At 64.9% G+C, this 22,392-nt stretch carries 18 protein-coding genes; 3 read left to right on the top strand and 15 right to left on the bottom strand.

From position 1 onward, the window contains the following. Positions 1-71: 71 nt before the first annotated feature. From ABD05_RS31430 to ABD05_RS31360, 15 genes are all read right to left on the bottom strand, one after another. Positions 72-1,154 carry a glycosyltransferase family 4 protein gene (locus ABD05_RS31430; RefSeq protein ID WP_047904080.1) on the bottom strand — a complete coding sequence of 361 codons (1,083 nt, stop codon included), beginning with the start codon at positions 1,152-1,154 and terminating at the stop codon, positions 72-74. A 9-nt stretch (positions 1,155-1,163) separates the two neighbouring features. Beyond that, a complete protein-coding gene (locus ABD05_RS31425; RefSeq protein WP_082146305.1) occupies positions 1,164-2,387 on the bottom strand; it encodes an EpsG family protein in 1,224 nt (407 codons plus the stop codon). Between the two features lie 9 nt (positions 2,388-2,396). Then, positions 2,397-3,383 (bottom strand): glycosyltransferase, encoded by a 987-nt coding sequence (locus ABD05_RS31420; RefSeq protein ID WP_047904078.1) that lies wholly within the window; start codon positions 3,381-3,383, stop codon positions 2,397-2,399. Beyond that, entirely contained in the window at positions 3,380-3,910 is a 531-nt protein-coding gene (locus ABD05_RS31415; protein ID WP_047904077.1) for a serine O-acetyltransferase, read from the bottom strand. Before ABD05_RS31415 ends, ABD05_RS31420 begins: the two co-directional genes overlap by 4 nt. A gap of 1 nt (position 3,911) precedes the next feature. Further along, positions 3,912-5,111 (bottom strand): capsular polysaccharide export protein, LipB/KpsS family, encoded by a 1,200-nt coding sequence (locus ABD05_RS31410; protein ID WP_047904076.1) that lies wholly within the window; start codon positions 5,109-5,111, stop codon positions 3,912-3,914. A gap of 28 nt (positions 5,112-5,139) precedes the next feature. Next, a complete protein-coding gene (locus tag ABD05_RS31405; RefSeq protein WP_047904075.1) occupies positions 5,140-6,372 on the bottom strand; it encodes a lipopolysaccharide biosynthesis protein in 1,233 nt (410 codons plus the stop codon). 63 nt (positions 6,373-6,435) lie between these two features. Beyond that, the gene (locus ABD05_RS31400; RefSeq protein ID WP_047904074.1) at positions 6,436-8,673 is read right to left on the bottom strand and encodes a polysaccharide biosynthesis tyrosine autokinase; all 2,238 of its coding nucleotides are present in this window, start codon (positions 8,671-8,673) and stop codon (positions 6,436-6,438) included. Between the two features lie 49 nt (positions 8,674-8,722). Continuing rightward, the gene (locus ABD05_RS31395) at positions 8,723-9,157 is read right to left on the bottom strand and encodes a low molecular weight protein-tyrosine-phosphatase (protein WP_047904073.1); all 435 of its coding nucleotides are present in this window, start codon (positions 9,155-9,157) and stop codon (positions 8,723-8,725) included. Continuing rightward, the gene (locus ABD05_RS31390) at positions 9,154-10,329 is read right to left on the bottom strand and encodes a polysaccharide biosynthesis/export family protein (RefSeq protein ID WP_047904072.1); all 1,176 of its coding nucleotides are present in this window, start codon (positions 10,327-10,329) and stop codon (positions 9,154-9,156) included. Before ABD05_RS31390 ends, ABD05_RS31395 begins: the two co-directional genes overlap by 4 nt. Positions 10,330-10,499: 170 nt before the next feature. Then, entirely contained in the window at positions 10,500-11,576 is a 1,077-nt protein-coding gene (locus ABD05_RS31385) for a sugar transferase (RefSeq protein ID WP_047904071.1), read from the bottom strand. Positions 11,577-12,414: 838 nt separating this feature from the next. Then, positions 12,415-13,359 carry a helix-turn-helix domain-containing protein gene (locus tag ABD05_RS31380; protein WP_238594223.1) on the bottom strand — a complete coding sequence of 315 codons (945 nt, stop codon included), beginning with the start codon at positions 13,357-13,359 and terminating at the stop codon, positions 12,415-12,417. Between the two features lie 1,478 nt (positions 13,360-14,837). Next, the gene (locus ABD05_RS31375) at positions 14,838-16,205 is read right to left on the bottom strand and encodes an LLM class flavin-dependent oxidoreductase (protein WP_047904641.1); all 1,368 of its coding nucleotides are present in this window, start codon (positions 16,203-16,205) and stop codon (positions 14,838-14,840) included. Between the two features lie 27 nt (positions 16,206-16,232). Further along, the gene (locus ABD05_RS31370; RefSeq protein WP_047904070.1) at positions 16,233-17,000 is read right to left on the bottom strand and encodes an ABC transporter permease subunit; all 768 of its coding nucleotides are present in this window, start codon (positions 16,998-17,000) and stop codon (positions 16,233-16,235) included. After that, positions 16,997-17,731: an ABC transporter permease subunit gene (locus ABD05_RS31365; protein ID WP_047904069.1), complete on the bottom strand. Its 735-nt coding sequence runs from the start codon at positions 17,729-17,731 to the stop codon at positions 16,997-16,999. Before ABD05_RS31365 ends, ABD05_RS31370 begins: the two co-directional genes overlap by 4 nt. 4 nt (positions 17,732-17,735) lie before the next feature. After that, on the bottom strand, positions 17,736-18,539 hold the full coding sequence (locus ABD05_RS31360; RefSeq protein ID WP_053060018.1) for a transporter substrate-binding domain-containing protein: 804 nt from the start codon (positions 18,537-18,539) through the stop codon (positions 17,736-17,738). A 452-nt stretch (positions 18,540-18,991) separates the two neighbouring features. Between ABD05_RS31360 and rbsK the strand changes: the two genes are divergently transcribed. The 3 genes from rbsK to ABD05_RS31345 are packed head-to-tail and all read left to right on the top strand — an operon-like array spanning position 18,992 to position 22,391. Further along, positions 18,992-19,918, top strand: coding sequence for a ribokinase (gene rbsK / locus ABD05_RS31355; RefSeq protein ID WP_047904068.1), 927 nt, complete (start codon positions 18,992-18,994; stop codon positions 19,916-19,918). 41 nt (positions 19,919-19,959) lie between these two features. Beyond that, positions 19,960-21,336: an L-fucose:H+ symporter permease gene (gene fucP, locus ABD05_RS31350; protein ID WP_047904067.1), complete on the top strand. Its 1,377-nt coding sequence runs from the start codon at positions 19,960-19,962 to the stop codon at positions 21,334-21,336. 2 nt (positions 21,337-21,338) lie between these two features. Beyond that, complete coding sequence (locus ABD05_RS31345) at positions 21,339-22,391, top strand: aldose 1-epimerase family protein (protein WP_047904066.1); 1,053 nt, start codon at positions 21,339-21,341, stop codon at positions 22,389-22,391. Position 22,392: the final 1 nt, after the last annotated feature.

Genomic DNA, 22,392 nt, shown 5'->3' with positions numbered 1-22,392 from the left:
CGGCCTTGTTCGTGTTGCGACGCAGCGGACGCCGCGCGATCGCGTCGATCGATCGCAGCCGATGGTTGTTGTCAGCGAGTCGCCCATGCAGCATAGAGCGGCGCGAGCTCTCCGAACAAGCGCTCCTCGCCGAAACGCTGTCGCGCCTCGCTGCTCGCCTGCCGGCCCAGCTCCCGGCGCAGCGCGGCGTCGCCGGCGAGGCGCTGCAGCCACGCGAGCGCGTCGGCCGCCGTCGCGTAGACCACGCCCGTCTGCAGATGGCGCACGACATCCACGTTGCCGGCGCAGTCGGACACGACGACGGGCCGTCCGGCCAGCATCGCCTCGATGACCGATACCGGCATGCCTTCCCACGACGACGTCGACAGGTACACGTCCGCGCCGCCGAGCCGGCGCGCCACCTCGTCGTGCGGCAACCATCCGGTTACCTCGACGCCGGCGTCGGCCAGCCGTGCCTTCCATGCATCGTCGCCGTCGCCGATCCAGACGAAGCGCGTGCCGCTCGCGCGCATGCCGTGCGCGATCTGCGCGAACAACCCGGGATTTTTTTGCGCGCGAACACCGCCGACGGTCACCACGCACGGGGGGCCGTCCGCCGGCCGCCCGGCGTCGCCCGAACGCGCGGACGACGGGGTGTCGCCCACGGCATTCTCGACCACCACCACCGGCTGACGAAGCCATACACGGATTGCCTGGCCTTCGCTTTCCGAGCACGCGACGTAAAGGCACTTCCGGACGCACGCGATCCACTCCAGTCCGACGAACGCCAGGCGCTTCACTGCCGAGATATCGCGGCGCATGAATGAAATGCAGTGCGGGCTGTAAAAGAACGCCGCCTTCGGCAACGCAAACAGCGTCGACAGCCGTCCGAGAAAGCCGGCGAACGACGAATGCAGGTGCACGACGTCGGGGCCGATCTCGTTGAGCGTCGTGCGCAGCCGGCCCACGGTCCGCAGCAGACCCTCGCCCTTCATCTGGACGTGGCGCAACGAAACCCGCGCGTCGAACATCGCGGCCAGCCCGGGCGGCGTATCCGGTCGCACCGAGTAGATGACATGCACGTCGTGACCTTCGCGAGCAAGGCGATTCGCTATCAGGCACACCATCGACAATGTGCCGGTGGCGCTGGATTCGACTAAATGAGCGATTTTCATTGGCATCCGTTACATGAAATGGCTGTACATCCCGAACAGGCTGGCGGTCAGGAACGCGATCGGGTCGCCCGCATAGAGCAACGGCTGGATCGACAGGTTCTTCGCGAATCCGTACACGCCGTATGCCACGGCGACGAGCAGGATCAGCGCCTTGAACGGGCCCCGGCGCACATGCACCATGCATAGCGACAGATACATCAGCGCGACCACGAAGAAATAGATGTAGATGCGCTCGAACACCTTCGTCAGATCGCTGGTCGCCACCAGCGCCAGCGCGGCGAAGTTCATCATGACCAGACAGTGCCGCAGGCCGTGATGCGCACTTTCCGCACTGCCCCGCCACCACTTTTCCCGACGACGCCACAGTCCGTTGCTGAGCAGGAAGATCGCGAACGCCACGGCCGCCACCCCGGCAATGCTGTAGGTATCCCACGTCGAGTAGAGGTTGATCTTGTTCGACAGATAGGAATCGTCGTTGCCGGACACAGCGAACAGCCCCGGCGCCAGCTTCGATACGACGATCGTGATCGCGGTCAACGCAAGCGAACACCAGATTGCGATCCGACCGAACCACCGATAGAGCAAAAACGGGACGCCCACGATCAGCGACGGAATATGCGTCAGGCCGGCCAGCACGATGGCCAGACCCGCCTTGCGCCTGCTCGCCGAGAAGATGGCCATGAACAGCAGCGGAAATGCCATCGATTGCCGCATCAGGTTGCCGTACGTGCCGAAAAACGACGACGAAGACAGCAACAGCACCAGAAACAGCGGAATCGCCTGGTATTGCTCGCGCCAGATCACGACGAGCAGCCAGGAGAAGAACACGACGAAAATCAGCAGGAACGCGGTGTCGGTGACGCCGACCAGGCTCGCGGCACCATGCAGAACGGAGAACGACACGATCTCCGGTTGCCGGATCATGTACTGCCAGATTCCGAGCGACTGCATCTTGTACATGAAGTCGAGATACTGAAGCTTGTCGTTGCCGCCGTCCTGGAACGGCAACTTGAGCGCGATCAGCGGACCCATCACGAGGACAGCGCCGATGCACGCAACCAGCACCAGGAATCGGTCCGGCTTTCGCTCAGCCCCCGCCAGCACCAGAAACAGCAGGTAGAAATAGAAGGCGCCGAACGAAAACAGCAGCGCGAACGCCCCGCCGAGCACCATTGCACCGGGCAGTATCAAGCGCTCGTGACCGCGAACCGCAAACAGTGAAATCGCATTCATGTCCCGCCCTCAGATAGCCGGCCCGCGCCCCGCGGCCGCATCGATATACGCCAGCACGCCCGAGCGCTCGATCACGCGCCCCCATTCGAGCGACTTCATCGTGGCCGGGTCGGGACGGCGCGCGCGGATCCGCGACAGCGGGAACAGTTCGTCGAAGATCGTCGCGCCGGTGACGTGGCACGGGATGCCGAGCTCGTTCGCAGTGCGCACGTTCGACGGCGCATCGTTGCAGACGATTTTCTTGCCGAGCGACGCGTATTCGAGCAGCTTCGTCGGCGTCTGGAAGCAATGCGGCCGGTGATACGGAAAGAAGCACACCGCGTATTCGCTGTCGCGGACGATGCGCAGCGCGTCGGGCTGCGGCACGCGGCCGACGAACCGGATGCCCGGCGTATCGCCGAACGCCGCGCGAATTTCGGGTTCCGGGTCGCCGACCAGCACGAGCGTGTCCGTCGCGTCGCGCCGCGCGTCGCGGTAGGCGGCCAGCACCTTGTGAAAGCCGCGTTCACGGCTCATTTCGCCGATATAGCAAAACCTTCCGGACGGTGTTCGCACGGCATCGGCATCCGCGTCGGCATCGCTCCGATCGGCGACCTCGGTATCGGTACCCGCCGGATTGAAGATCCAGTCAGGCACGCCCATCGGCAACAGCAACGAGCGCACGTCGTCGCGAAACGCCATCGCGTCGCGCATGCGCGCGTTCTGGAAGATCCGCAGATCGGGCCGGACGTTGAGCATCCGCTTCATGTAGTCCTTGACGGCCGCGAGCCGGCCGACCGACAGCGAGCGATAGTCGTGAATCACGAACTTCGCGGGCGGCAACGCACGATAGAAGCCCATGATGCACCACAGCACGCACCTGTCCCGATCCGGAAAGCGCGTGTAGGCGTCGAGGTCGCCGTCGAATACCTCGAATCCGTGCGCGCGCAGGCAACGCCCGTAGGCGGCGATCTCCGGATAGTTCGCCTTGCCGGGATGCAGAATGAACACTTTCATTTCGGTTCCTGTCCGTTGTCGAGGATGCGCGCCGGAACGCCGACGGCGACGCGGCCGTCCGGCACGTCGGTCAGCACCACCGCTCCGGCGCCGATCCGCGCACGGTCGCCGACACGAATCGCGCCGAGCGCGACGCTGTGAACGCCGAATTCCACGTTGTCGCCGATCGTCGGAACGCCGCTGATCGTGCCGTCCTTCAGCAGGGTGTTGCCGATGGTCACGCCGTGTCGCAGCGTGCAGTAGTCGCCGATCACCGCATACCCGTTGATCACGAGGCCGGTACCGTGATAGATCGTGAGCCCCTTGCCGATCTTCGTCTTCACCGGAATCTCGATGCCCATCAGCCAGTCGCACAGCACGATGTACAGCACGATGAGCGGCGCGCCGGCCAGCAGCGTGAGCCGGCTTCTGCACGCGAGGTAGTGCACGATCCGGTAGAAGACCACGACGCTGCGCGTCTTGACGAACGCATTGCAGCGGCAGTCTTCGGCGATCGCCTCGGCGGTCTGTCGCAACGTGACGGCCATGTCAGTGCCGCCTCGCGAACACGCGCCGCGCCGCATCGGCGGGGATCCGCCCGGCGCCGAAGTAATCGATTCCATCGACCAGGAACGAATGGATGTACTTCAGCAGCCGGTCGCGGTCGAATTCCTTGTAGAAGCAGCGGCCGAGCGACACCACGCGCTTGCCGTACAGCATCGCCTCCAGCCCGACCGTCGAATTGATCGTGACGACCGCATACGCGTGCCTGAGCAGGTCCGTCGTCGGCGACGTGACGATTTCGAAGTGATAGGTCTCCTGCAGGCGCACGATCGCGTCGATCTCGGCCGCATCGGTCTCGGCCGGATGAAGCTTCACGAACAGGTCGGCGCTCTCGTTCGCCGCGAACTCGAACGCATGGCGAATCGCGTCGAGATTGCCGACGTCCGAATGCAGCTTGATCTGCGTGTCGCCGGACACCTGGAGCGGCAGAAACACATAGCGGCAAGTCGACAGCGTGTCGGCCGACATATACGTGGCCTGTCGCGGCGCCGGCATCCCGTTGCGCGCACGCACGCTGGCCAGGCGCCGCCGGGCGACCCCGCCGCTGAGCGCCTTCAGCAGATAGTTGGTCGCGGACGTGGCCTTGCGCGCGAACGACGTTCTGGCCTGCGGCAGCGGCATCCGCTTGTCGCGTTCGTAGGTCGACAGCCAGTGCGCATGCGTCTGCTCGTCGGGCAGCGGCAGGCGATCGATCACATCGGGATTCCGGCTGATCGTCGATAGCGCATTGACGCCCAGCGAATCGACGAACAGCTTGCCCGGCAGGTTCGAGATCTCGATGAAGCGGGTCGCCACGCCGTACACCGTGCATGCCTGCCGCACCGCGCGACACACGAGTTGCTGCCCGTTCCACATCACGCATTGCTCGATCCGCAGGCCGCGCAGGACTTCCGACGCGATATGGAAGATCGCCGCCGACTCGCGCTTCGCGCGGGCCTCCGTCATCTGCCCGTTCAGCACCTCGATCGACAGCTGGTACGGCGTGCGGTCGGCCGGCTGGCTGTCGGCCACGTCGATCGGCAGCAGCCGGTTCAGGTACACCGACCGGTAGCCGCCCAGCAGCAGGCCGAGATGCGCGACGGGCTCGCTCGTCAGGAATGCGAACTCGTACTCGTGCCGGATCGCGCTGACCAGGCGGGTGGCGAAGTAGTAGCGCTCGAGAGAATCGATGACTATCAGGATCATGGTGTGCTCGCTTTTCGTATCGGCGACATCACGCCGGTGCGTGGGATCGGGGCAGGTTCGTGCCGAGGACCCGGTACGTCAGCGCGATGCCGGCCGCCATCAGCGCCGCGCCCGTCAGCGAAAAAATCTGCACGCTCGTCGGGGCCGACAGGTTCATCAGTCGCGCGATGCCCAGTGAGCCGGCCAGACACACGCCGCAGGTCAGCTGAAACAGGAAATCGGTGCGCTGCGCGCGCGCGGCCAGGAAGATCTGCGACAGCGGCACGTAGATCAGCTGCAGCGCGAACAGCGGCATCAGGCTGTGATAGAACCCGACCGAGCCGCGCCAGCTTTCGCCGAAGAACAGGTCGACGAGCGGCGCGAACAGCAGCAGCCCACCCGCCATGTACACGACCGCGAGCCCCGCGAGCGCGCGTGCGTAGGTCCGGTACACCCGCGGCACCGTCGTGCCCGCATCCGGTCGCGCCATCGCGCCGATGGCGTCGCGCCGGAACACGCCGCCGACGCTCTGCGCGATCAGCGACACCGGAAAGAAGCCGAGCCGGTAGGCGGCGGCAAAGTAGCCGGCGCTCTGCGCATCGAACCAGTGCGGAATCGCGATCGACAGCGCATAGGTCAGCACCGATGCGCACAGCGTCGACGGCAGGATATACAGCGCGAAGCGGCGATTCCTGACGAAGAACCCGCGCGAAAGCCTGAACGAATAGCCCGCGCGATAACCGGTGAGCAGGATCGCACCGGCCATCGCGACCGAGACCGCCGCGGTCACCCACGCGTACAGCGCGAACACGTCGACGTGCCCGCACGCGGGGCACGCGAGCGACAGCATGAGGCCGGCGAGGAACACGCCGTTGACCACCACGCGCGACAGCGCGATCCAACCGTAGCGCCTCAGGCTGTTCAGGTAGGACCCGGCGGCCAGTTGCACGAACGTTGCCAGCGCATAGACCGCGACGAGATACAGGTCGGTACGGCCGGCAATGGCGATCACCATCGCGAACGCGGCGACGACGACCAGGCTCAGCGCCGTCACGTTGACGAACGCGTTGAACGACGCGCCGGGCGAGTCGTCCACGCATGCGAGTTCGAAGCGGAATGCGAGCAACGTGCCAGCGAACGTCGCCAGCGCGAGCAGGTAGTTGAAGTGGCCGAGCGACTCCGGCCCGAACCGCCGTCCGATCACGAAGATGCAGACGAACAGCGCGATCTGCCCGATCACGACGCCGGCCAGCGAAACGATCGAATCCCTGGGGTTGATCATTGCGCCTCCCTGCGCAGCGCGCGGCCGCGATCGCGTGCCGGGCCGCCGACGGCAACGCGTGCGTCATGCATCGTGCGTCCCGTATTCGTATGCGACATACCGGTAGCCGCCGTACTTCGAACCGTATCCGTACTGCCCGAGCCGCGGATTGACGCCGTTGAAGATGACGCCGTTCAGGCGAATGCCGTTCTGCGCGAAGCGTTTCGCGGATTCGCCGATCTCGCCGAGCTTCGTCTTGCCGGCCAGCGTGACGAGCAGCGCCGTGCCGGCGAACGCGCCGAGAATGCCGCTATCGGGCACGGCGAGGACCGGCGCCGAATCGACGATGACGATGTCGTAACGCGACGACAGATCGTCGAGCAGCGATGCGAGATTCCGGTTCAGCAGCAGTTCGGCCGGATTCTTCGGCATCGTCCCGGTCGAAATGAAATCGAGACCGTCGACCACCTCGCGATGCATCACGTCCTCCACCCGCGCACTGCCGGCGATCAGTTCAGTGAAGCCCCGGTCGCGCGGAAAGCCGAGATAGTCGTGCAGCCGGCCTTTGCGGATGTCGCCGTCGATCAGCAGCACGCGCTTGCCGGCGCTGGCCATCACGACCGCGAGGTTCGCCGAGATGAACGTCTTGCCGACGCCCGGCGCCGGGCCGGCGATCATCACGATGTTGTTCTTCGCCTCGATCATCGCGAACTGCAGCGCGGTCCGCAGGCTCCTCAGACACTCGACGGCCGGCTCGTTCGGGAAGTCGATCGACAGGACCGACTTGTGGCCGCTCTTGCGCGCGGCCTCCTCGGCCAGATCGCGCTGATGCTCGCTGATAGGCACGGTCGCGTATACCGCGAGGCCGAGACGGCGCTCGATCTCGTTGTGATCCGAGATGCCGTGGAACAGCATCGAGCGGACGATCGCGGCGCCGCAACCGGCGAGCAGACCGAGCAGCAGCGACGCCACCGCGACGAGCGCCTTCTTCGGCCGCACCGCCACTTCCGGCACCGCCGCCACGTCGACGAGGCGCACGTTGCCGACCTTGCCGGCCTGCACGAGCTGCAGTTGCTGCATGTTGTTCAGCAACGCCGTGTAGAGATCGGTGTTGACCTTGACGTCGAGCATCAACCGCACGGCTTCCTGCTGAAGGTCCGGCAAGCGCCGGATCTGCAGCTCGGCGGTGTTCCGATAGCCGTTCAGCGCCGCGATCTGCTCGTCGAGCGCGGCCACGCTCGGATGCCGGTCGGTGAAACGGGACATCAGTTCCTGCCGCTTCTGCTGCAGTTCGAGCAGGCGCGTCTTCGCGTCGGCGGTCTGGACCAGCGCGAGCTTCGCTTCCTCGGTGAGATCGACCGTACCGTGCTCGTTGCGCAATTTCGTCAGGCGCGCCTCGGAATCGGTCAGTTGCTGCTTGAGCTGCGGCAGTTGCGCGGTCAGGAATTCGAGCGACTGTGCAGCCTCCGCCGATTTCCGTTCGATGTTCTGCCGCACATACTGGCGGCCGATCTCGTTCATCGTGTCGCTGACCCATTTCGGATCGGTATCCTGCAGGCTGGCAACGACGACGTCCGACTGCTTCACGCGCTCCTGGACGTTCAGGCGATCCCGGATATCCTCGATCGTCTTCAACCGCGAGTTGCGGACCAGCACGAACGCGGCGCCGGGCTTCGCGACGATCGCGTCGACGCGCAGCACGATCGGGCCGCGCGGCGACCGGAAGTGCTCGAGCGTGCCGACCGTTCCGTCGACCGCGGCATCGAGATCGCCGCCTTCGAGCCGATAGCGCTTGCCGCCCAGGCTCGTCAGTTTGAACGTGTCGCCTTCATTCTTGCGCGGCACGTCGAACAGCGTCACGTCGATCCGTTCGCGGCCCCATGCGTAGCCGCCGAGCCCGGCCACGCCGGGATCGGACAGGCCGTCGCCGTGGCGGGCGATCCAGTCGCCGATCAGCGGAAAGCGCTTCGGCGATGCGTCGATGAAGAGGTTGAGCTTGTCCACCGCGCGCTCGACGACCAGTCTCGACGCGAGAATCTGCTGTTCGGCAGCGGCCGACGACTTGACGTCGAACAACGAGGACACGTCGCCCAGCAACGACTTGGCGGCCGACGTGTCGGGACTGTCCTCGACCTGGACCATGATGTTCGCTTCGAACACGGGCTTGCCGAGAATCGCATACGCGAGGCCCGCGGCCAGGAACACGCATGTGATCGTCGCGATCAGCCAGCGACTTTCCAGCAGGATGTCGAGCACCGCGACAAAATCGGTCTCGCTGCCGTCTTCGGCGGTTTGCTGCGGCGGAGCGGATTGTTGAGTCATGACGATATGAGGCGAATGAGTTCCAGTGGGGTATCGACCGACGGCCGCGTCAAACGATACGAAGGCGCTTCGACCACTCGGTCACGCCGAGCTCGATCAGCCGTGCGCAGCGTTCGAATACGAACCTCGGCTGGCGGTACGGGTCGTGCACGTCGAAATCCGTGTACTCGCCGACGCGAAACACGCGTCCCCGCACGAACGGGAACTGGTTCTCGAGCGATGCGCGTTGCCGCCTGTCCATCACGAGGATCAGGTCGGCGTCGGTACACAGCGACCGGCCGATCTGCTGCGCGCGGTGCGTCGACACGTCGAATCCGCGCAGGCGCATGACGTCCTGCGCATACGGCGCGGCCGGCATGCCGACGAGTGCGTTCAGGCCGGCCGACGCAACGCGGCGCCCAGGCATCGCCTGGCGCAGCATCGCTTCGGCCATCGGGCTGCGGCAGATGTTTCCCTCGCAGACGATCAGAATGGATTCGATCATTTGGTCGCAATTGCCGCGGTCAGGCCGGCATTGATGGCCGGCAGCAACAGGCTCAGCACGCGGCTGAACCGGACGAGGCCGTTGCCGTCGACGTACACGATGTCCTTCGGCTTCAGCTGGAACTGGTTGGCCAGCACCATCGCGACCGGCGACCTGGCATCGAGGTGGTAGACCTGCGGCTGCTCGTCCTGCGTGCCGCGCACCACGTAGAGTTGCGCGGCATCGGCCGTGTTCGCGTTCAGGCTGCCGGCCTGCGAAATCGCTTCGCTCAGCGTCAATCGGCCATTGCGCATCGGCAACGCCGTCACGGGCTTGTTGACCTCGCCCATCACGAACACACCGCTCTCGTCGCGCGGCAGCACGCGCACCAGGTCGCCGTTGCGCAGCACGATCTTCGACGGATTGCGGCCCTGCTCGGCCATCTCCGTCAGGTCGATCCGGCGCTCGACGCCGTCGCGCACGAGGACGATCCGGCTCTGGTCGGCCGCCGCCGAAAAGCCGCCCGCCCGCCCGATCGCGTCGTACAGCGTCATCGGGATGTCGTTCAGCGGCTGCGAGCCCGGCGTGTGCACCTCGCCCTCGAGATAAACCTGTTTTGCGCGAAACGACGCGATGCGCACCGTGACCTGCGGATTCCTGAACGTCTTGTCGAGACGGCGCGTGAGCTGCGTCTGCACCTGCTCGGCCGTCAGCCCCGCAACCGGCAGCCGGCCCGCATAAGGAAACTGCAGCGTGCCGTCCTGGTCGACGACGAAACCCGGCGGCGCGTCCGCCACCCGCGGCGCGGCCTGTGCGGGCGCGCCGAGCGCCGCCGCCAGTTCGGGGTGGTCCCAGACCGTGATCTGCAGCACGTCGCCGCGGCCGATGGTGTAGGCGTCCGGCGACGCGACGATGTCGCGGGCTTCGCCGCGCGTACCGCGCTCCGTCTCGCGCATCCGCCGAATCAGCGACAGGTCGATGTTCGTGACCGGAACCGGCAGCGCGACATTCTCGTCCGGCGTGGCCCCGCTCTGCAGCGGAATCGACGGAGGTTGCTGCATGCGCATGCCTGGCGCAATGCCGCACGCGCCCAGCAATGCGCACAGCGGCAGAATCATCGCCAGCGGACCGACGCGCGACGGTCGGCGCGGCGCGGACAAGCGCGCCGACTCGATTTGATGCAACCTCTGCATTACAACCTCGCACTTGTTCTAATTTGAAATTGCTCCGATCGCCTCGCGCCGTGCCGGCGCGAGTACAGCACCCCTGTCAAGATCGGACATGCTTCCTGCCACTACAAACTGCAGCGCCTGCCATCGCGACGGCTCGCCGCGCGCATTCCCCGGCGGGCCCGCGGCGACGGCTAGTACGCGCCCGAACCGCGCAACACCACGTTGATCGTCCGGAACAGAATGCCGATGTCGCGGCGCAGCGACCATTCGCGAACGTAGGACACGTCGAGCGATACACGCGTCGAATAGTCGGTGTCGTTTCTGCCGCTGACCTGCCAGAGGCCGGTCATGCCGGGCTTCGCCATCAGGTAGTAGCGCACGTCGGCGCCGTAGCGTTCGAGCTCGGCCTCGACGATCGGTCGCGGCCCGACCAGGCTCATGTCGCCCTTCAGCACGTTCACCAACTGCGGCAGCTCGTCGAGACTCGTCTTGCGGAGAAAGCGGCCGATGGGCGTGATGCGGACGTCGTTCTTCAACTTGAATTCACGATCCCATTCCGCGCGGGCTTCCGGGTCGCGCTCCAGCAGCGCCTTGAGCACCGCATCGGCATTCGTCACCATCGAGCGGAACTTGAGGCACTTGAACGGCCGGCCGTTGCGGCCGACGCGCTCGTGCCCGAAGATCGCCCGGCCGCCGTCGCGCCGTACGGTCCATGCGATGCCCAGCAGCGCCGGCGCCAGCACGACGAGAAGCACCAACGCACCGACCAGGTCGAAGCTGCGCTTGACCATCTGCTTGATTCGTCCGACCGTGCGGTGGCCGAGTTCGCGCTGGCCGCGCAGGTCGGCGTGCGCGATCGCGGCCGCTCGAACCTGGCCGCCCGCACGCTCGATCATCCCGAAGATCGCGAGCGTCAGCGCGCGGAAGGCAATCAGGCCGATCCCGCTCGCGAGCGTCCAGTACACGAACCATTCGCTCGACAGCACGTGTGCGCGATGCAGGATGTAAAGGAGCGCGGTGCTCATGCCCTGCACGACGATCCACGCGAGCACGGTCCGGCCGAGCACGTGCAGCGGCGATCGCGTCCGCGTGATCTCGTAGATGCCGCAGGCGGGAAATACCGACAACGCCAGCGCGGCGGCAAAGGCAACCAGCGCACCGTCGAACAGGGATCCCCGCGCACCGCCGGTGGCGCCGATCAACGCCGGAATGAACGCGCCCAGCACGATCAGTCCGATATCGGTCGCTCGATTGATCAACGAATTCATTGATATGAACTCCTAATTCATCATTCAACACCCGTTCGCTCGGCGCACCGGCGCTTCACGTCTGCATTCCATTTCGCCCCGGGGCGCACGTCCGGTCATGCCGCGGCGCGTTGCCGGGGGCTTGCGGGTTCGCATGGCTTGCCGCTTGCTCGTCGCGACGTCGTTGCCGCAGTGTTTCCGCAGTGTTTCCGCAGTGCATCATATTCGGCGCGACTCGCGCTTTTATCGCTTGCGTCCGAATTCGCCTTGTTGATGGCGGAAGAAATCAAGGCCGATTTCGCGGCGGGATTATTCGAGTGATTTCACGATTGACCCGGTGAAATACCATTCCAAATGACGTGCGATTTCGATGAGCGATTCTCGAATCCCGATCGCCATGGCGACACGCCATTTCCCGCCAATGCGTGATTCATCTCGCCGACCTTATCCGCTGCACCGGGCAGCGATTGCATCGCCGGTCACCGCCCGGAACATGCGAGCGAGCATCGGCCGGATGACGTCGGCGCGAATGCTGGCTCGCGGAATAAAAAGGCCTGCACGGTGCGCTCACGGCGACACGGCAGGCAAAATTCCGAGGAGAGCCGGGGTGCCGCCTCCTCGAAAGGCCAGTCGATAACTTAATCGAGTGGAAACGTGTTCTGGACGGCTGGTGTCGGACCGCGCCACGATTGTGGCCGAATCCACCTTCGTCGCATGGCGATCGACGGATATCCGTATTTTTTATTCCGGAATGACCCGCGTGTCATTCGAACGGAATACTGTTTATCCGGATAGGGATTATTTTCAGCGCGATGAATTTCCGCGCATCGGTTTCGAGTGGCGAACGATGATCGCGCGTCTAGGATGTCGCGCCGTTCATCCAGCCGCTCAGGTCCGACGCATACAGCGTCTCCGCCGAAGCGTCGCCGCCATTTCGAGCGGCGGTCCGGTATTCGGTCGGCGAAGTCTGCAAGTGCTGGCGAAACAACTTGGCCATCCGGTCGCCACTGCCGAGGCCGGTTCGTCTCGCGACCTTGTCGGCCGGAAGATCTGTCTCGATCAGCATGCGGCAGGCCTTTTCGAGGCGGATTCTCAACACGAACTCGGTTGGCGTGACACCGATCTCGTTCTTGAAGCGCCGCAGGAAATTGCGCTCGCTCATTGCGGCGGCCTGCGCCTCGTCCGCGATGGAGATTCGATTCTCGCTGTTGACGCGCAGGTGATGTGCCGCCCTCCGGATCAACGTGCTGGCCCGCGCGACACGTGCGCCGAACAGCACGTCGGTCAGCTTGCGATTCGCACCGGACACCATGCACGTCACGATTTCCTGCGCGATTTCGTAGCCCATGTCGACACGCACGATCGACAACGCATCCGAGAACGGCCCGTCGTCCTCGTCACCGGCATGTTCGACGTCGTCGCGTCCGGCGTGCGAAGCACCGCCGCCGTCCACCGCCGGCGACGCCTTGTCGACCTCCTTTTGCCCCAGATGAATCTGCGTCAGCAACTTCCGGCCGCCACTGCTGCCCCTGACGACACGCGCGCGCTGATGCGCGTGCCTGAGCCACGCGATCAACTGCTCGTCGAGTTCATCGATCCCGCCTTGACCGCTCAGAACGAACATCGCGTGAAGCGTGCTTGCCTCGAGCGTGCGGGCTGCGTCCGTCCAGATCCCGACACCGGACGACGAACGAACCGGGCCGCCATTAATCGAATAAAGCCGTAATTCATAATGGTCGACGAATGCGCCTTCGGCTCGACCAAGTTCATTGGCGAGTTCGAAAACCGCAGCCAGCTTGCCCATCTGCATAATCGAAAAACCTTCGAGCAACAGTATGATTACGCTTGCTCGTTGATGCCCGTTTCCGGGGCCTCTACCACGATTCACGCTTAACCCCGTCGATGAATGATTCGACACTATTTGCATCTTACGGCCCTTTGACAATTTCTTACATTTCTTCATTACTGCGCCGCATCATATGCGGCGGCCCTCGTTCGCCGATTTATCAATGTCTGTTTTCGCCGTGTTGTTGTCGGAATCAATCAAGCCGATGATACGGCACTATTTATTGACAATCGTCGAATCCGATGCAAATGGATTCACAAGACCCGACGCAAAATTGACGTAAATCATTGACCCGGGATATCGAATGGGTTAGCGCGAAGCCCTTCCAGCGCCACGGGATTATGAAGGAATCGGGGCCGTCCAATGCGCTGTAAATGCCATTCGGCAATGCGGAAACTGATGAGGGACGGTGTCGCGGCGACCATGCGCCGACACTGCGGAGCCCGTTTCGACCGCAGGTCGTCAGATACCGCCCGCGTTCGGTTGAAGCCGGCGCCCGCTGACAGAGCGGCGATATTTGCGTGCCGTCGGGCGAAAATCCGGTCAGCTATTCCGATTATTCGTGCATTCCGGCAGCACGCTTAAGTCGACGCCGAGCGCGCCGCGCGTTAAACGCAATGCAGACGGCAATCAATGGAAATTGCGTGAGTTCTGTCCGACGATCGCTGAACACGAATCGACGGCGCCGCGTGCGAATCGCATACGCGTCGATTTCTCGCGAACGTTTGCCGCGGAAGTATTCAGCGGATGTAATTGAAAATTCGTGCAACCGCGTGTATCGACAATCGAATATCAGTGTAGTCGTCGAATATTTCGTTACATTTTCGGGTAAACGTTCTCGTTGAATTCGAATTTACCCATGAACGAGTGCGCGGATTGGTGCATCAATGTCGAGCCAACGATGTGTTCGGCACATGGATGTCGAAGTCGACAGGTAACGCGACGCGGACCCGCGTCCAGGCTGGTTGCGACGGTAACGGCAGATCGCGCGGCGGACACGGCGACGTCGCGACATCCGTGCTGTATCGCGATGTCTCTAGAGCAAATCAAAACAGCCTCGTGATCACATGATCGAAGCTGTGCCGGTGCATACCGTAGGAGTGGAAGAGCACACCGAAAAACCGTTGACTCAAGCATCGGGCCTTCTGACCTGTCCGGCTGCCGATCGTGGAAACGAGCTTGACGACGCATGATTACGGCATGTTACACACGCACGTCGCTCCCGGGGCGGTCGACCATTGCCCGTCCGACAGGGTCCGGCGCGACCGACGCGTCGCGCGCACACACGATCGGCGGGCCGCGGGCGCGGGCGAGCCGCTCACGCCAATGAATCGATTCAGGACCGACGATAACGGACGCGAGCGCCGGCCGCTGCCCGGCGTCGAGATTGCTCTACGATGAGCGGCAAGCGTACGTCCTTTGGGCCCCGGGGGGCATCACGATTGCCGAAACGACGCACCGTAAGCACTGTCCGGCAGGCGATCGCCGCCCCGCAGGCGCGAGCGGAAGGTCCCGCCCGGCGGCGTCGTCCGGTAAAGGCCGCGCTTCTTCAATTCCGGCACGATCAGTTCGGCGAAATCGTCGAATGTGCCGGGGCTGATCAGCGGATTGAGCATGTAGCCGCTCGTCGTCGACTGCCGCGCATGCTCGGCGATCCGGTCCGCGACTTCTTCCGGCGAGCCGACCAGGATCAGGTCGGTGCCGCGCGTCACGCTCGCGAACTTGCGCCGCACGTCGCCGGCCGTCAGCGGCTTGCCGCTGCCGTCCGGCCGCATCACGTAGGACGTCAGCCCTTCGGTCTGCGTGGTCAGCGGCTCGTCGTCCGCATAACGATCGATGTCGATGCCGGTGTCGCCCGCGTAGCTGACGAGCTGCGCCTGCACGTGATAGTGCTGCTGCAGCGCGTGGTATTTCTCCTTCGCGTCGCTCGACGAGCGCGCCGTCACGATCCGCAGCACCGTCAGCGCCTTCACGTCGTCCGCCGCACGGCCGTTTTCGACTGCAAGCCGGCGAATCTCGTCGAGACCGGTGCGGATCTCGTGCGGATTCGACTTCGCGACGAACACCACTTCGGCGTGCTTTGCCGCGAATTCACGGCCGCGCCCGGACCAGCCGGCCTGAATCAGTACGGGCGAGCGCTGCGGCGACGGCGCGCATACGTGCGGACCGTGCACGCGATAGTGCGCGCCTTCGTGCGCGATCGGCCGCACGCGGTCGCCGCGCGCATAGCGCGGCGCCTGCTTGTCGGCCACGACGGCATCGTCCGCCCAGCTCCCTTCCCACAGCTTGTACACGACATCGAGAAACTCCTCCGCGCGTGCGTAGCGTTCGTCGTGGCCGATCATCCGGTCGAGCCCGAAATTGCGCGCCGCGCTCGTCAGGTAGGACGTCACGATGTTCCAGCCGATCCGGCCGTTGCTCAGGTGATCGAGCGTGCTGAAGCGGCGTGCAAGCGCGAACGGATGTTCGTAGGTCGTGCTCGCGGTCACGCCGAACGCCAGCCGCTCGGTCTGCGCGACGAGCGCCGGGATCAGCATCATCGGATCGTTGGCCGGCGACTCCACCGCCCACTGCAGTGCGGCGTCGGCCGACCCGCCGTACACGTCGTACAGGCCGAGCACGTCCGCGAAGAACAGCATGTCGAGATCGGCCTGCTCGGCCTTGCGCGCGAGGTCCGACCAGTACGCGAGCGTATTGGCGCGCAGCCGTTGGTCGGCGGGATGGGTCCAGAGGCTCGGCGCACCGCCGCAGCCGACGCTGGCTTGTTCATAGAGGGAAAACAGCAGGGGTCGAGGATCGGACATCGTCATGCTCAATGCGGAACAGGAGAATCAGTTGGGGGCCGCCCACACGCCCGACGACGCGTCACGTGCGCGCGCGGGTGCACGGTCGTCCGACTCGCGCGTCAGGTAGCGATTGAGGCGTCTCTCGAGGCGAGCGGCAGGAATCGTCAGCAGCGCGACCAGCACGACATAGATGATCGCCGCACCGGCCAGCGGTTCGTATACGCGCAACGTCTCGAAGCGCAGCGTGTTGGCCGTCCCCATCACGTCGAACACCGTGATGGTCGACGCGAGGACGGTCGATTTCAGCAACAGGATCGCTTCGCCGGTGAGCGCGGGCAGCGCGAGCCGCCACGCGCGCGGGCCGACGATCCGGCGCAGCACGCCCATGCGCGTCATCCCGTACGCGTAGCCGGCTTCGATCTCGCCGGCCGGCACGCCGGCGATCGCGCCGCGCAGGATCGTCGCGACATACGCGCTCTCGTTTACGCTCAACGCAACGACGGCATACCAGAACGCGTCGCGCAACAGAGGCGATGCCCAGCTGTCACGCATCCATTCGCGCGGCACGATCTGGCCGAATCCGTAGTACAGCAGATAAAGCTGCACCAGTAGCGGGGTGCCGCGAATCAGCATGATCCAGCCGCGCGCGGACCAGCGAAGCGGCGCATGGCGCGCGCCGGCGGCGAGCGCGAGCGGCGCGCCGAGCAACACGCTGGCCGTGCCGGACAACAGCATCAGCGCGATCGTCGTCGGCACCGCGGCGAGCAGCTTCGGCATCACCGTATCGAGCAGGAACGGCATCGAGAAGATCATGTGCTCGCGCTCGGCATGCCGCGGTTCGCGTACCGCTCGAGCGCGGCGAAGATCCCCGTCGACGTGATGCTCAGCAGCAGGAACAATGCCGCCGTGACCACGTAGAAGAACACGTAGTGCCGGGTCGCACCGGCGGCGAGCTGGCTCGCCTTCAGCAGATCCGTAAACGATCCGAGCACGCTGATGAACGACGCATCCTTGGTCGCGTTCAGCCACACGTTGCCGACACCGGGCAGCGCAAGCCGCGCCGCGGCCGGGAGCCGGATGCGTATCAAGGTCTGCCACGGCGTCATCCCGTACGCGTGCGCGGCTTCGATCTGGCCGACCGGAACATTGACGAGCGCGGCGCGGAAGATGTCGGTGAGATACGCGCCCTGGATAAAACCGAGCGACAGCGCGGCGACGAGGAACGGATCGAATGCGAAGCCGTCGGACACCAGGCCGCTGCGGCGCAGGGCCGCCTCGGCAGCCGGTGCGACCGCGTAGAACGCGAGCAGCAGGCACAACAGTTCGGGCAGCGCGCGCACGAGCATCGTGTAAAGGCGGATGAGCCACGCGAGCGGCGCATACCGCGACAGCTTCCCGAGCGCACCGGCGATGCCGAGCAGCGTCCCGGTGCAGAACGACGCAGCCGCGACGCCCAGCGTCAATGCGAACGCACCCGCGAAGATGCGCCCGTAACCGCCGTCGCCGAATGCGAGCAGCGCCAGCAGCGAGTCGTCCGCGGCCATCGCTTCAGCGGCCCTTCTCGATCGTGCCCTTCAGGTTCGGATAGCGCGCGGTGATTGCATCCCACGTGCCGTCCTGCTGCAGTTGCGCAATCGCGGTCGACAACCTGCCGCGCAGCGCGTCGCCTTGCCGCACGCCCGCGCCGATGCCGAGGCCCAGCACCGGATTGTCCGCGCACACGGTCTTGACCTCGTAATCCTTCCCGTCGCGCGACGACAGGAACGCCGTGAACAGCCCCTTCGCTTCCTGCACATAGTCGACCCGGCCCGAGACCAGATCCGCGAGCGCATTGTCGAACTTGTCGAAGGCCTTGATCTGCGCGTCCTGCTTGAATCGGGCGTCGAGGAATGCCGAGAAGTTCGTGCCCGCCTCGACACCGATCACGCGGCCTTTGAAGCTCGCGGGCACCGCGCAATCGACGCGGCGCCGATCGCTTTTTGCGCCGACGAATACCGTTGGCGATTCGTAGTAGGCACGGCTGAAGTCGATGGCCTTCTGCCGTTCGCCGGTAATCGTCATCGACGACCAGATCACGTCGATCTTGCGGTTCTGCAACGCCGGAATCAGGCCGTCCCATGCAATGTCGGTGAGTTCGCAGCGCACGTTCAGCTTGCTGCACGCGGCATCGAGCACATCGATTTCCCAGCCCTTCCACTTGCCCGTGGCGTCCTTCGAGAAGAACGGCGGGTACGATTCGGCGTCGATGCCGACGCGCAGCGCCGGTTGAGCCGCATGCGCGGCGGACGCCGCGCCAAGCATGAACAGCACGGCCGCGGCGGTGCGCGCCCGGGAATGCGTCAAACGATTCATTTGGCTGAATTCTGAAATAACGTCGGAATCACCGGCGTCGCAACCGGCAGGAGGCGAGACTGTAATGCCTGCCGATTCGTGTACCAAATGGTTATTTTTGCGATGGATATCCGATCCGGCGATATGCGACGCGAGTCGATCGATTGCATCACGCCGGGTCGCCATTGTGGTCTGTCATCGGATAATGCGAGCCACGTAAAGGCCAGCCAATCCCGCATGTAACTCCGTCGTCATGCTCGTTTCATCTCGGCAATTCTTATACGACATCAGACAAAAAATCATCAGAAGCCGCAACGAGACGGCCAAACCACCGCACCTTCCCCCACCACTGACCGTGATCCCCATAACATCAGGAGATTGCATTCTCACATACAATGTGATTTTATTATCATTAGTTGCAGGCCGCCGCCGACCACGCATGCGGCGCACCCCATACCAAGGAAGAGACGCAAATGGAGACAATCGCCGTCATCGGCAGCAACATGGTCGACCTCGTGACCTATGTCACGCGCATGCCCGCCCGGGGCGAAACGCTCGAAGCACCGAACTTCGAGCTCGGCTGCGGCGGCAAGGGCGCGAACCAGGCCGTCGCGGCCGCACGCCTCGGCGCGCGCGTCGTGATGGTGACGAAGGTCGGCGACGACGTGTTCGCCGACAACACGATCCGCAACTTCGAGCGCGAAGGGATCGACACCACGCACGTGCGCAAGGTCGCCGGCGTGCCGAGCGGCGTCGCGCCGATCTTCGTCGAACCCGATTCGAGCAACAGCATCCTGATCGTCAAGGGCGCGAACCGCCACCTGAAACCGGCCGACATCGACGCGGCCGCGCCGACGCTCGCCGAATGCGCGCTGATCGTGCTGCAGTTCGAGATCGAGCTCGACACCGTCTATCACGCGATCGCGTTCGGCGCGCGGCACGGCATCCCCGTTTTGCTGAACCCCGCGCCCGCGGTGGCCGATCTCGATTTCGAGCGGATCCGCTCCGTCGAATTCTTCGTGCCGAACGAAACCGAGCTCGCGATCGTGTCCGGCATGCCGGTCGATTCACGCGACACCGCGGCGCGCGCCGCCGAAGCGCTGGTCGCGCGCGGCCTGAAACACGTGCTCGTCACGCTCGGCGACAAGGGCTCGCTGCTCGTGTCGCGCGACGGCGTGCAGCACGTGCCGGGCGTGCCGGTCGACGCGCGCGATACGACGGGCGCCGGCGACGCCTATATCGGCTGCTTCGCACGCTGCTATGCCGCGTCGCGCGATGTGATCGACGCGATGCGCCAAGCATCCGCGTACGCCGCGCATTCGGTCACGGGCCTCGGCACGCAGAAGTCGTACGCCGACGCCGCGACGTTCGAACGCTTCCTCCGCGACGCCGACTTCTGAACGGCGCCTTCATCGACGAGACAATTGGGAAGGAGACACCCATGAGCCGAGCCAGGATCGAACACACACCCGACGGTTATTACCTGAACCGCACGCCGCTGTTCGCCTTCACGCTGCTGTGCTGCCTGTTCGCGCTGTGGGGCACCGCCGCGAACCTGAACGACGTGCTGATCGCGCAGTTCAAGAAATCGTTCTTCCTGTCCGACTTCGAATCGGCGTTCGTGCAGTCCGCGTTCTATCTCGGCTACTTCTTCCTCGCGATCCCCGCCGCGACCGTCGTGAAGAAGTTCAGCTACAAGACGACGATCCTCGTCGGCCTGCTGCTCTACACGACCGGATGCCTGCTGTTCTTCCCGGCCGCGTCGACGGCGAAGTACGGGATGTTCCTCGTCGCGCTGTTCGTGATCGCCGCGGGCCTGTCGTTCCTCGAGACGGCGTCGAACTCGTATTCGACGCTGATGGGCCCGCGCGACACCAGCACGCGGCGGCTGAACGTCTCGCAGACGTTCTATCCGTTCGGCGCGATGGCCGGCGTGGTCATGGGCAGCTTCCTGATCTTCAAGGAAGGCGACGCGTCGCATGCGCAGCTCGCGGCGATGTCGGCGGCCGACGCGCACGTGCACCAGCTCGCGATGATCCAGGCCACGCTCGAGCCGTACAAGTGGCTGATCGTCGTGCTCGTCGCCGTGTTCATCGTATTTGCGCTCACGCCCTACCCCTCCTGCAAGGGCAACGGGCCAAGCGTGGCGACGCACCAGATCGACGCGCGCGGCACGCTCGCGCGCCTGTTCGGCAACCGGCGCTTCGTCGCGGGCGTCGTCGCGCAGTTCCTGTATGTCGGCGCGCAGGTCGGCGTGTGGAGCTTCACGATCCGGCTCGCGATGCAGATCGGCGGCCTCACCGAACGCGGCGCATCGCGCTACCTGCTCGCGACGTTCTTCGCGTTCTTCGTCGGCAAGCTGATCGCGACGCTCGTGATGAAGCGCGTCGGCCCGGCCAAGGTGCTGATCGTCTACGGCGTGCTGTGCATTGCGCTGCTCGCATACACGATCAGCGTGCACGACATCACGGCCGTTTATGCGGCCGTGTGCGTGAGCGTGTTCCTCGGCCCGTGCTGGCCGACGATCTACGGCCTCACGATCGACGGCCTCGGCAAGGACACCGAATACGGCGGCTCGATCCTCGTGATGAGCATCGTCGGCGGCGCGGTCGTGCCGCTGATCCAGGGGCTGATCTCCGATCACACCGGCGGCAACATGCAGCTCGCGTTCGTCGTGCCGCTCGCCTGCTTCGTCGTGATCGTGTACTACGGCTTCTACTGCCTGCGGCACCTGCCGGCGGCGACGCCCGACGCGGCGGCCGACGGCCGTGCGTCGTCCGCACGCTACGCCGCGACGCGCAACACGTCGGGAGCCTGACCATGCGCGGCGAGATCGAACTGCGGCGCGACGACTTCCGCGAAGCGCCGCGCACGCTGTACCGCACCGACGGCCTCGCCGTCACCGCGTTCGCGTATCCGTCCGGCGTCGAGGCGCTGAAGCTCGAGAATCGCCGCGGCCATCTCGTCGTGCTGCCGTATCTCGGCCAGATGATCTGGGCCGCCGAATTCGACGGCCGCGACCTGACGATGAAGCACATGTTCCGGCAGCCGAAGCGCGCGGCGTCGATCATCGATACCTACGGCTGCTTCATGTTCCACAGCGGGCTGCTGCGCAACGGCTGCCCGGGGCCGGACGACACGCACGCGCTGCACGGCGAGATGCCGTGCGCGCCGATGGATCGGGCGAGCCTGGTCGTCGGCACCGACGCGCACGGCGCAACGGTCGAAGTGACCGGCGAATACGAATACGTGCAGGGCTTCGGCAGCCGCTACGTCGCGCGTCCGTCGGTGCGGCTCGCGGAGCACGACGCGCAGGTGACGATCACGATGGACGTGACGAATCTCGGCGGCGCACCGATGGACCTGATGTACATGGCACACCTGAACTACGCGTACGTGCCGGGCGGTCGTTTCGTGCAGTCGCTGTCGCGCGGCGGGTTGCGACTGCGTGAAAGCGTGCCCGCGCACGTGAAGCCGACCGCCGCGTGGCGCGACTATACGGCCACGCTCGCGCGCGAACCGGAACGGCTCGCGACACTCGATACGCCCGCGCTGTACGACCCCGAGATCGTGTTTTTCATGAACGGTGCGGAAACGGACGCAGACGGCGTCGCGCATTTCCTGCTCGCGCATCCGGACGGCGGCGCATTCCACACCGCGTACCGCCCCGAACAGTTCCCGCATGCGACGCGCTGGATCCTGCACAACGCGGACCAGCAGGTCGCCGCGTTCGCGCTGCCGTCGACCTGCGAGCCGGAGGGTTATGAAGCCGAACGCCGCAAGGGCCATGTCGCGGCACTCGCGCCGGGCGCGACGCGCCGCTTCGATGTGGTCACCGGCTACCTGAGCGCGGCGGAAGCACGCGATGCGTAAC

This window comes from Burkholderia pyrrocinia, assembly GCF_001028665.1.
GTDB lineage: Bacteria > Pseudomonadota > Gammaproteobacteria > Burkholderiales > Burkholderiaceae > Burkholderia > Burkholderia pyrrocinia.
Note: the sequence above shows the minus strand (reverse complement) of the source record. Positions and strands in the feature narration are given on the sequence as shown.

Bases quoted from the DNA above. Each gene is read 5' to 3' on its own strand.
- ABD05_RS31430 (WP_047904080.1), bottom strand. From the start codon at position 1,154: ATGAAAATCGCTCATTTAGTCGAATCCAGCGCCACCGGCACATTGTCG.
- ABD05_RS31425 (WP_082146305.1), bottom strand. From the start codon at position 2,387: ATGAATGCGATTTCACTGTTTGCGGTTCGCGGTCACGAGCGCTTGATA.
- ABD05_RS31420 (WP_047904078.1), bottom strand. From the start codon at position 3,383: ATGAAAGTGTTCATTCTGCATCCCGGCAAGGCGAACTATCCGGAGATC.
- ABD05_RS31415 (WP_047904077.1), bottom strand. From the start codon at position 3,910: ATGGCCGTCACGTTGCGACAGACCGCCGAGGCGATCGCCGAAGACTGC.
- ABD05_RS31410 (WP_047904076.1), bottom strand. From the start codon at position 5,111: ATGATCCTGATAGTCATCGATTCTCTCGAGCGCTACTACTTCGCCACC.
- ABD05_RS31405 (WP_047904075.1), bottom strand. From the start codon at position 6,372: ATGATCAACCCCAGGGATTCGATCGTTTCGCTGGCCGGCGTCGTGATC.
- ABD05_RS31400 (WP_047904074.1), bottom strand. From the start codon at position 8,673: ATGACTCAACAATCCGCTCCGCCGCAGCAAACCGCCGAAGACGGCAGC.
- ABD05_RS31395 (WP_047904073.1), bottom strand. From the start codon at position 9,157: ATGATCGAATCCATTCTGATCGTCTGCGAGGGAAACATCTGCCGCAGC.
- ABD05_RS31390 (WP_047904072.1), bottom strand. From the start codon at position 10,329: ATGCAGAGGTTGCATCAAATCGAGTCGGCGCGCTTGTCCGCGCCGCGC.
- ABD05_RS31385 (WP_047904071.1), bottom strand. From the start codon at position 11,576: ATGAATTCGTTGATCAATCGAGCGACCGATATCGGACTGATCGTGCTG.
- ABD05_RS31380 (WP_238594223.1), bottom strand. From the start codon at position 13,359: ATGGGCAAGCTGGCTGCGGTTTTCGAACTCGCCAATGAACTTGGTCGA.
- ABD05_RS31375 (WP_047904641.1), bottom strand. From the start codon at position 16,205: ATGTCCGATCCTCGACCCCTGCTGTTTTCCCTCTATGAACAAGCCAGC.
- ABD05_RS31370 (WP_047904070.1), bottom strand. From the start codon at position 17,000: ATGATCTTCTCGATGCCGTTCCTGCTCGATACGGTGATGCCGAAGCTG.
- ABD05_RS31365 (WP_047904069.1), bottom strand. From the start codon at position 17,731: ATGGCCGCGGACGACTCGCTGCTGGCGCTGCTCGCATTCGGCGACGGC.
- ABD05_RS31360 (WP_053060018.1), bottom strand. From the start codon at position 18,539: ATGAATCGTTTGACGCATTCCCGGGCGCGCACCGCCGCGGCCGTGCTG.
- rbsK (WP_047904068.1), top strand. From the start codon at position 18,992: ATGGAGACAATCGCCGTCATCGGCAGCAACATGGTCGACCTCGTGACC.
- fucP (WP_047904067.1), top strand. From the start codon at position 19,960: ATGAGCCGAGCCAGGATCGAACACACACCCGACGGTTATTACCTGAAC.
- ABD05_RS31345 (WP_047904066.1), top strand. From the start codon at position 21,339: ATGCGCGGCGAGATCGAACTGCGGCGCGACGACTTCCGCGAAGCGCCG.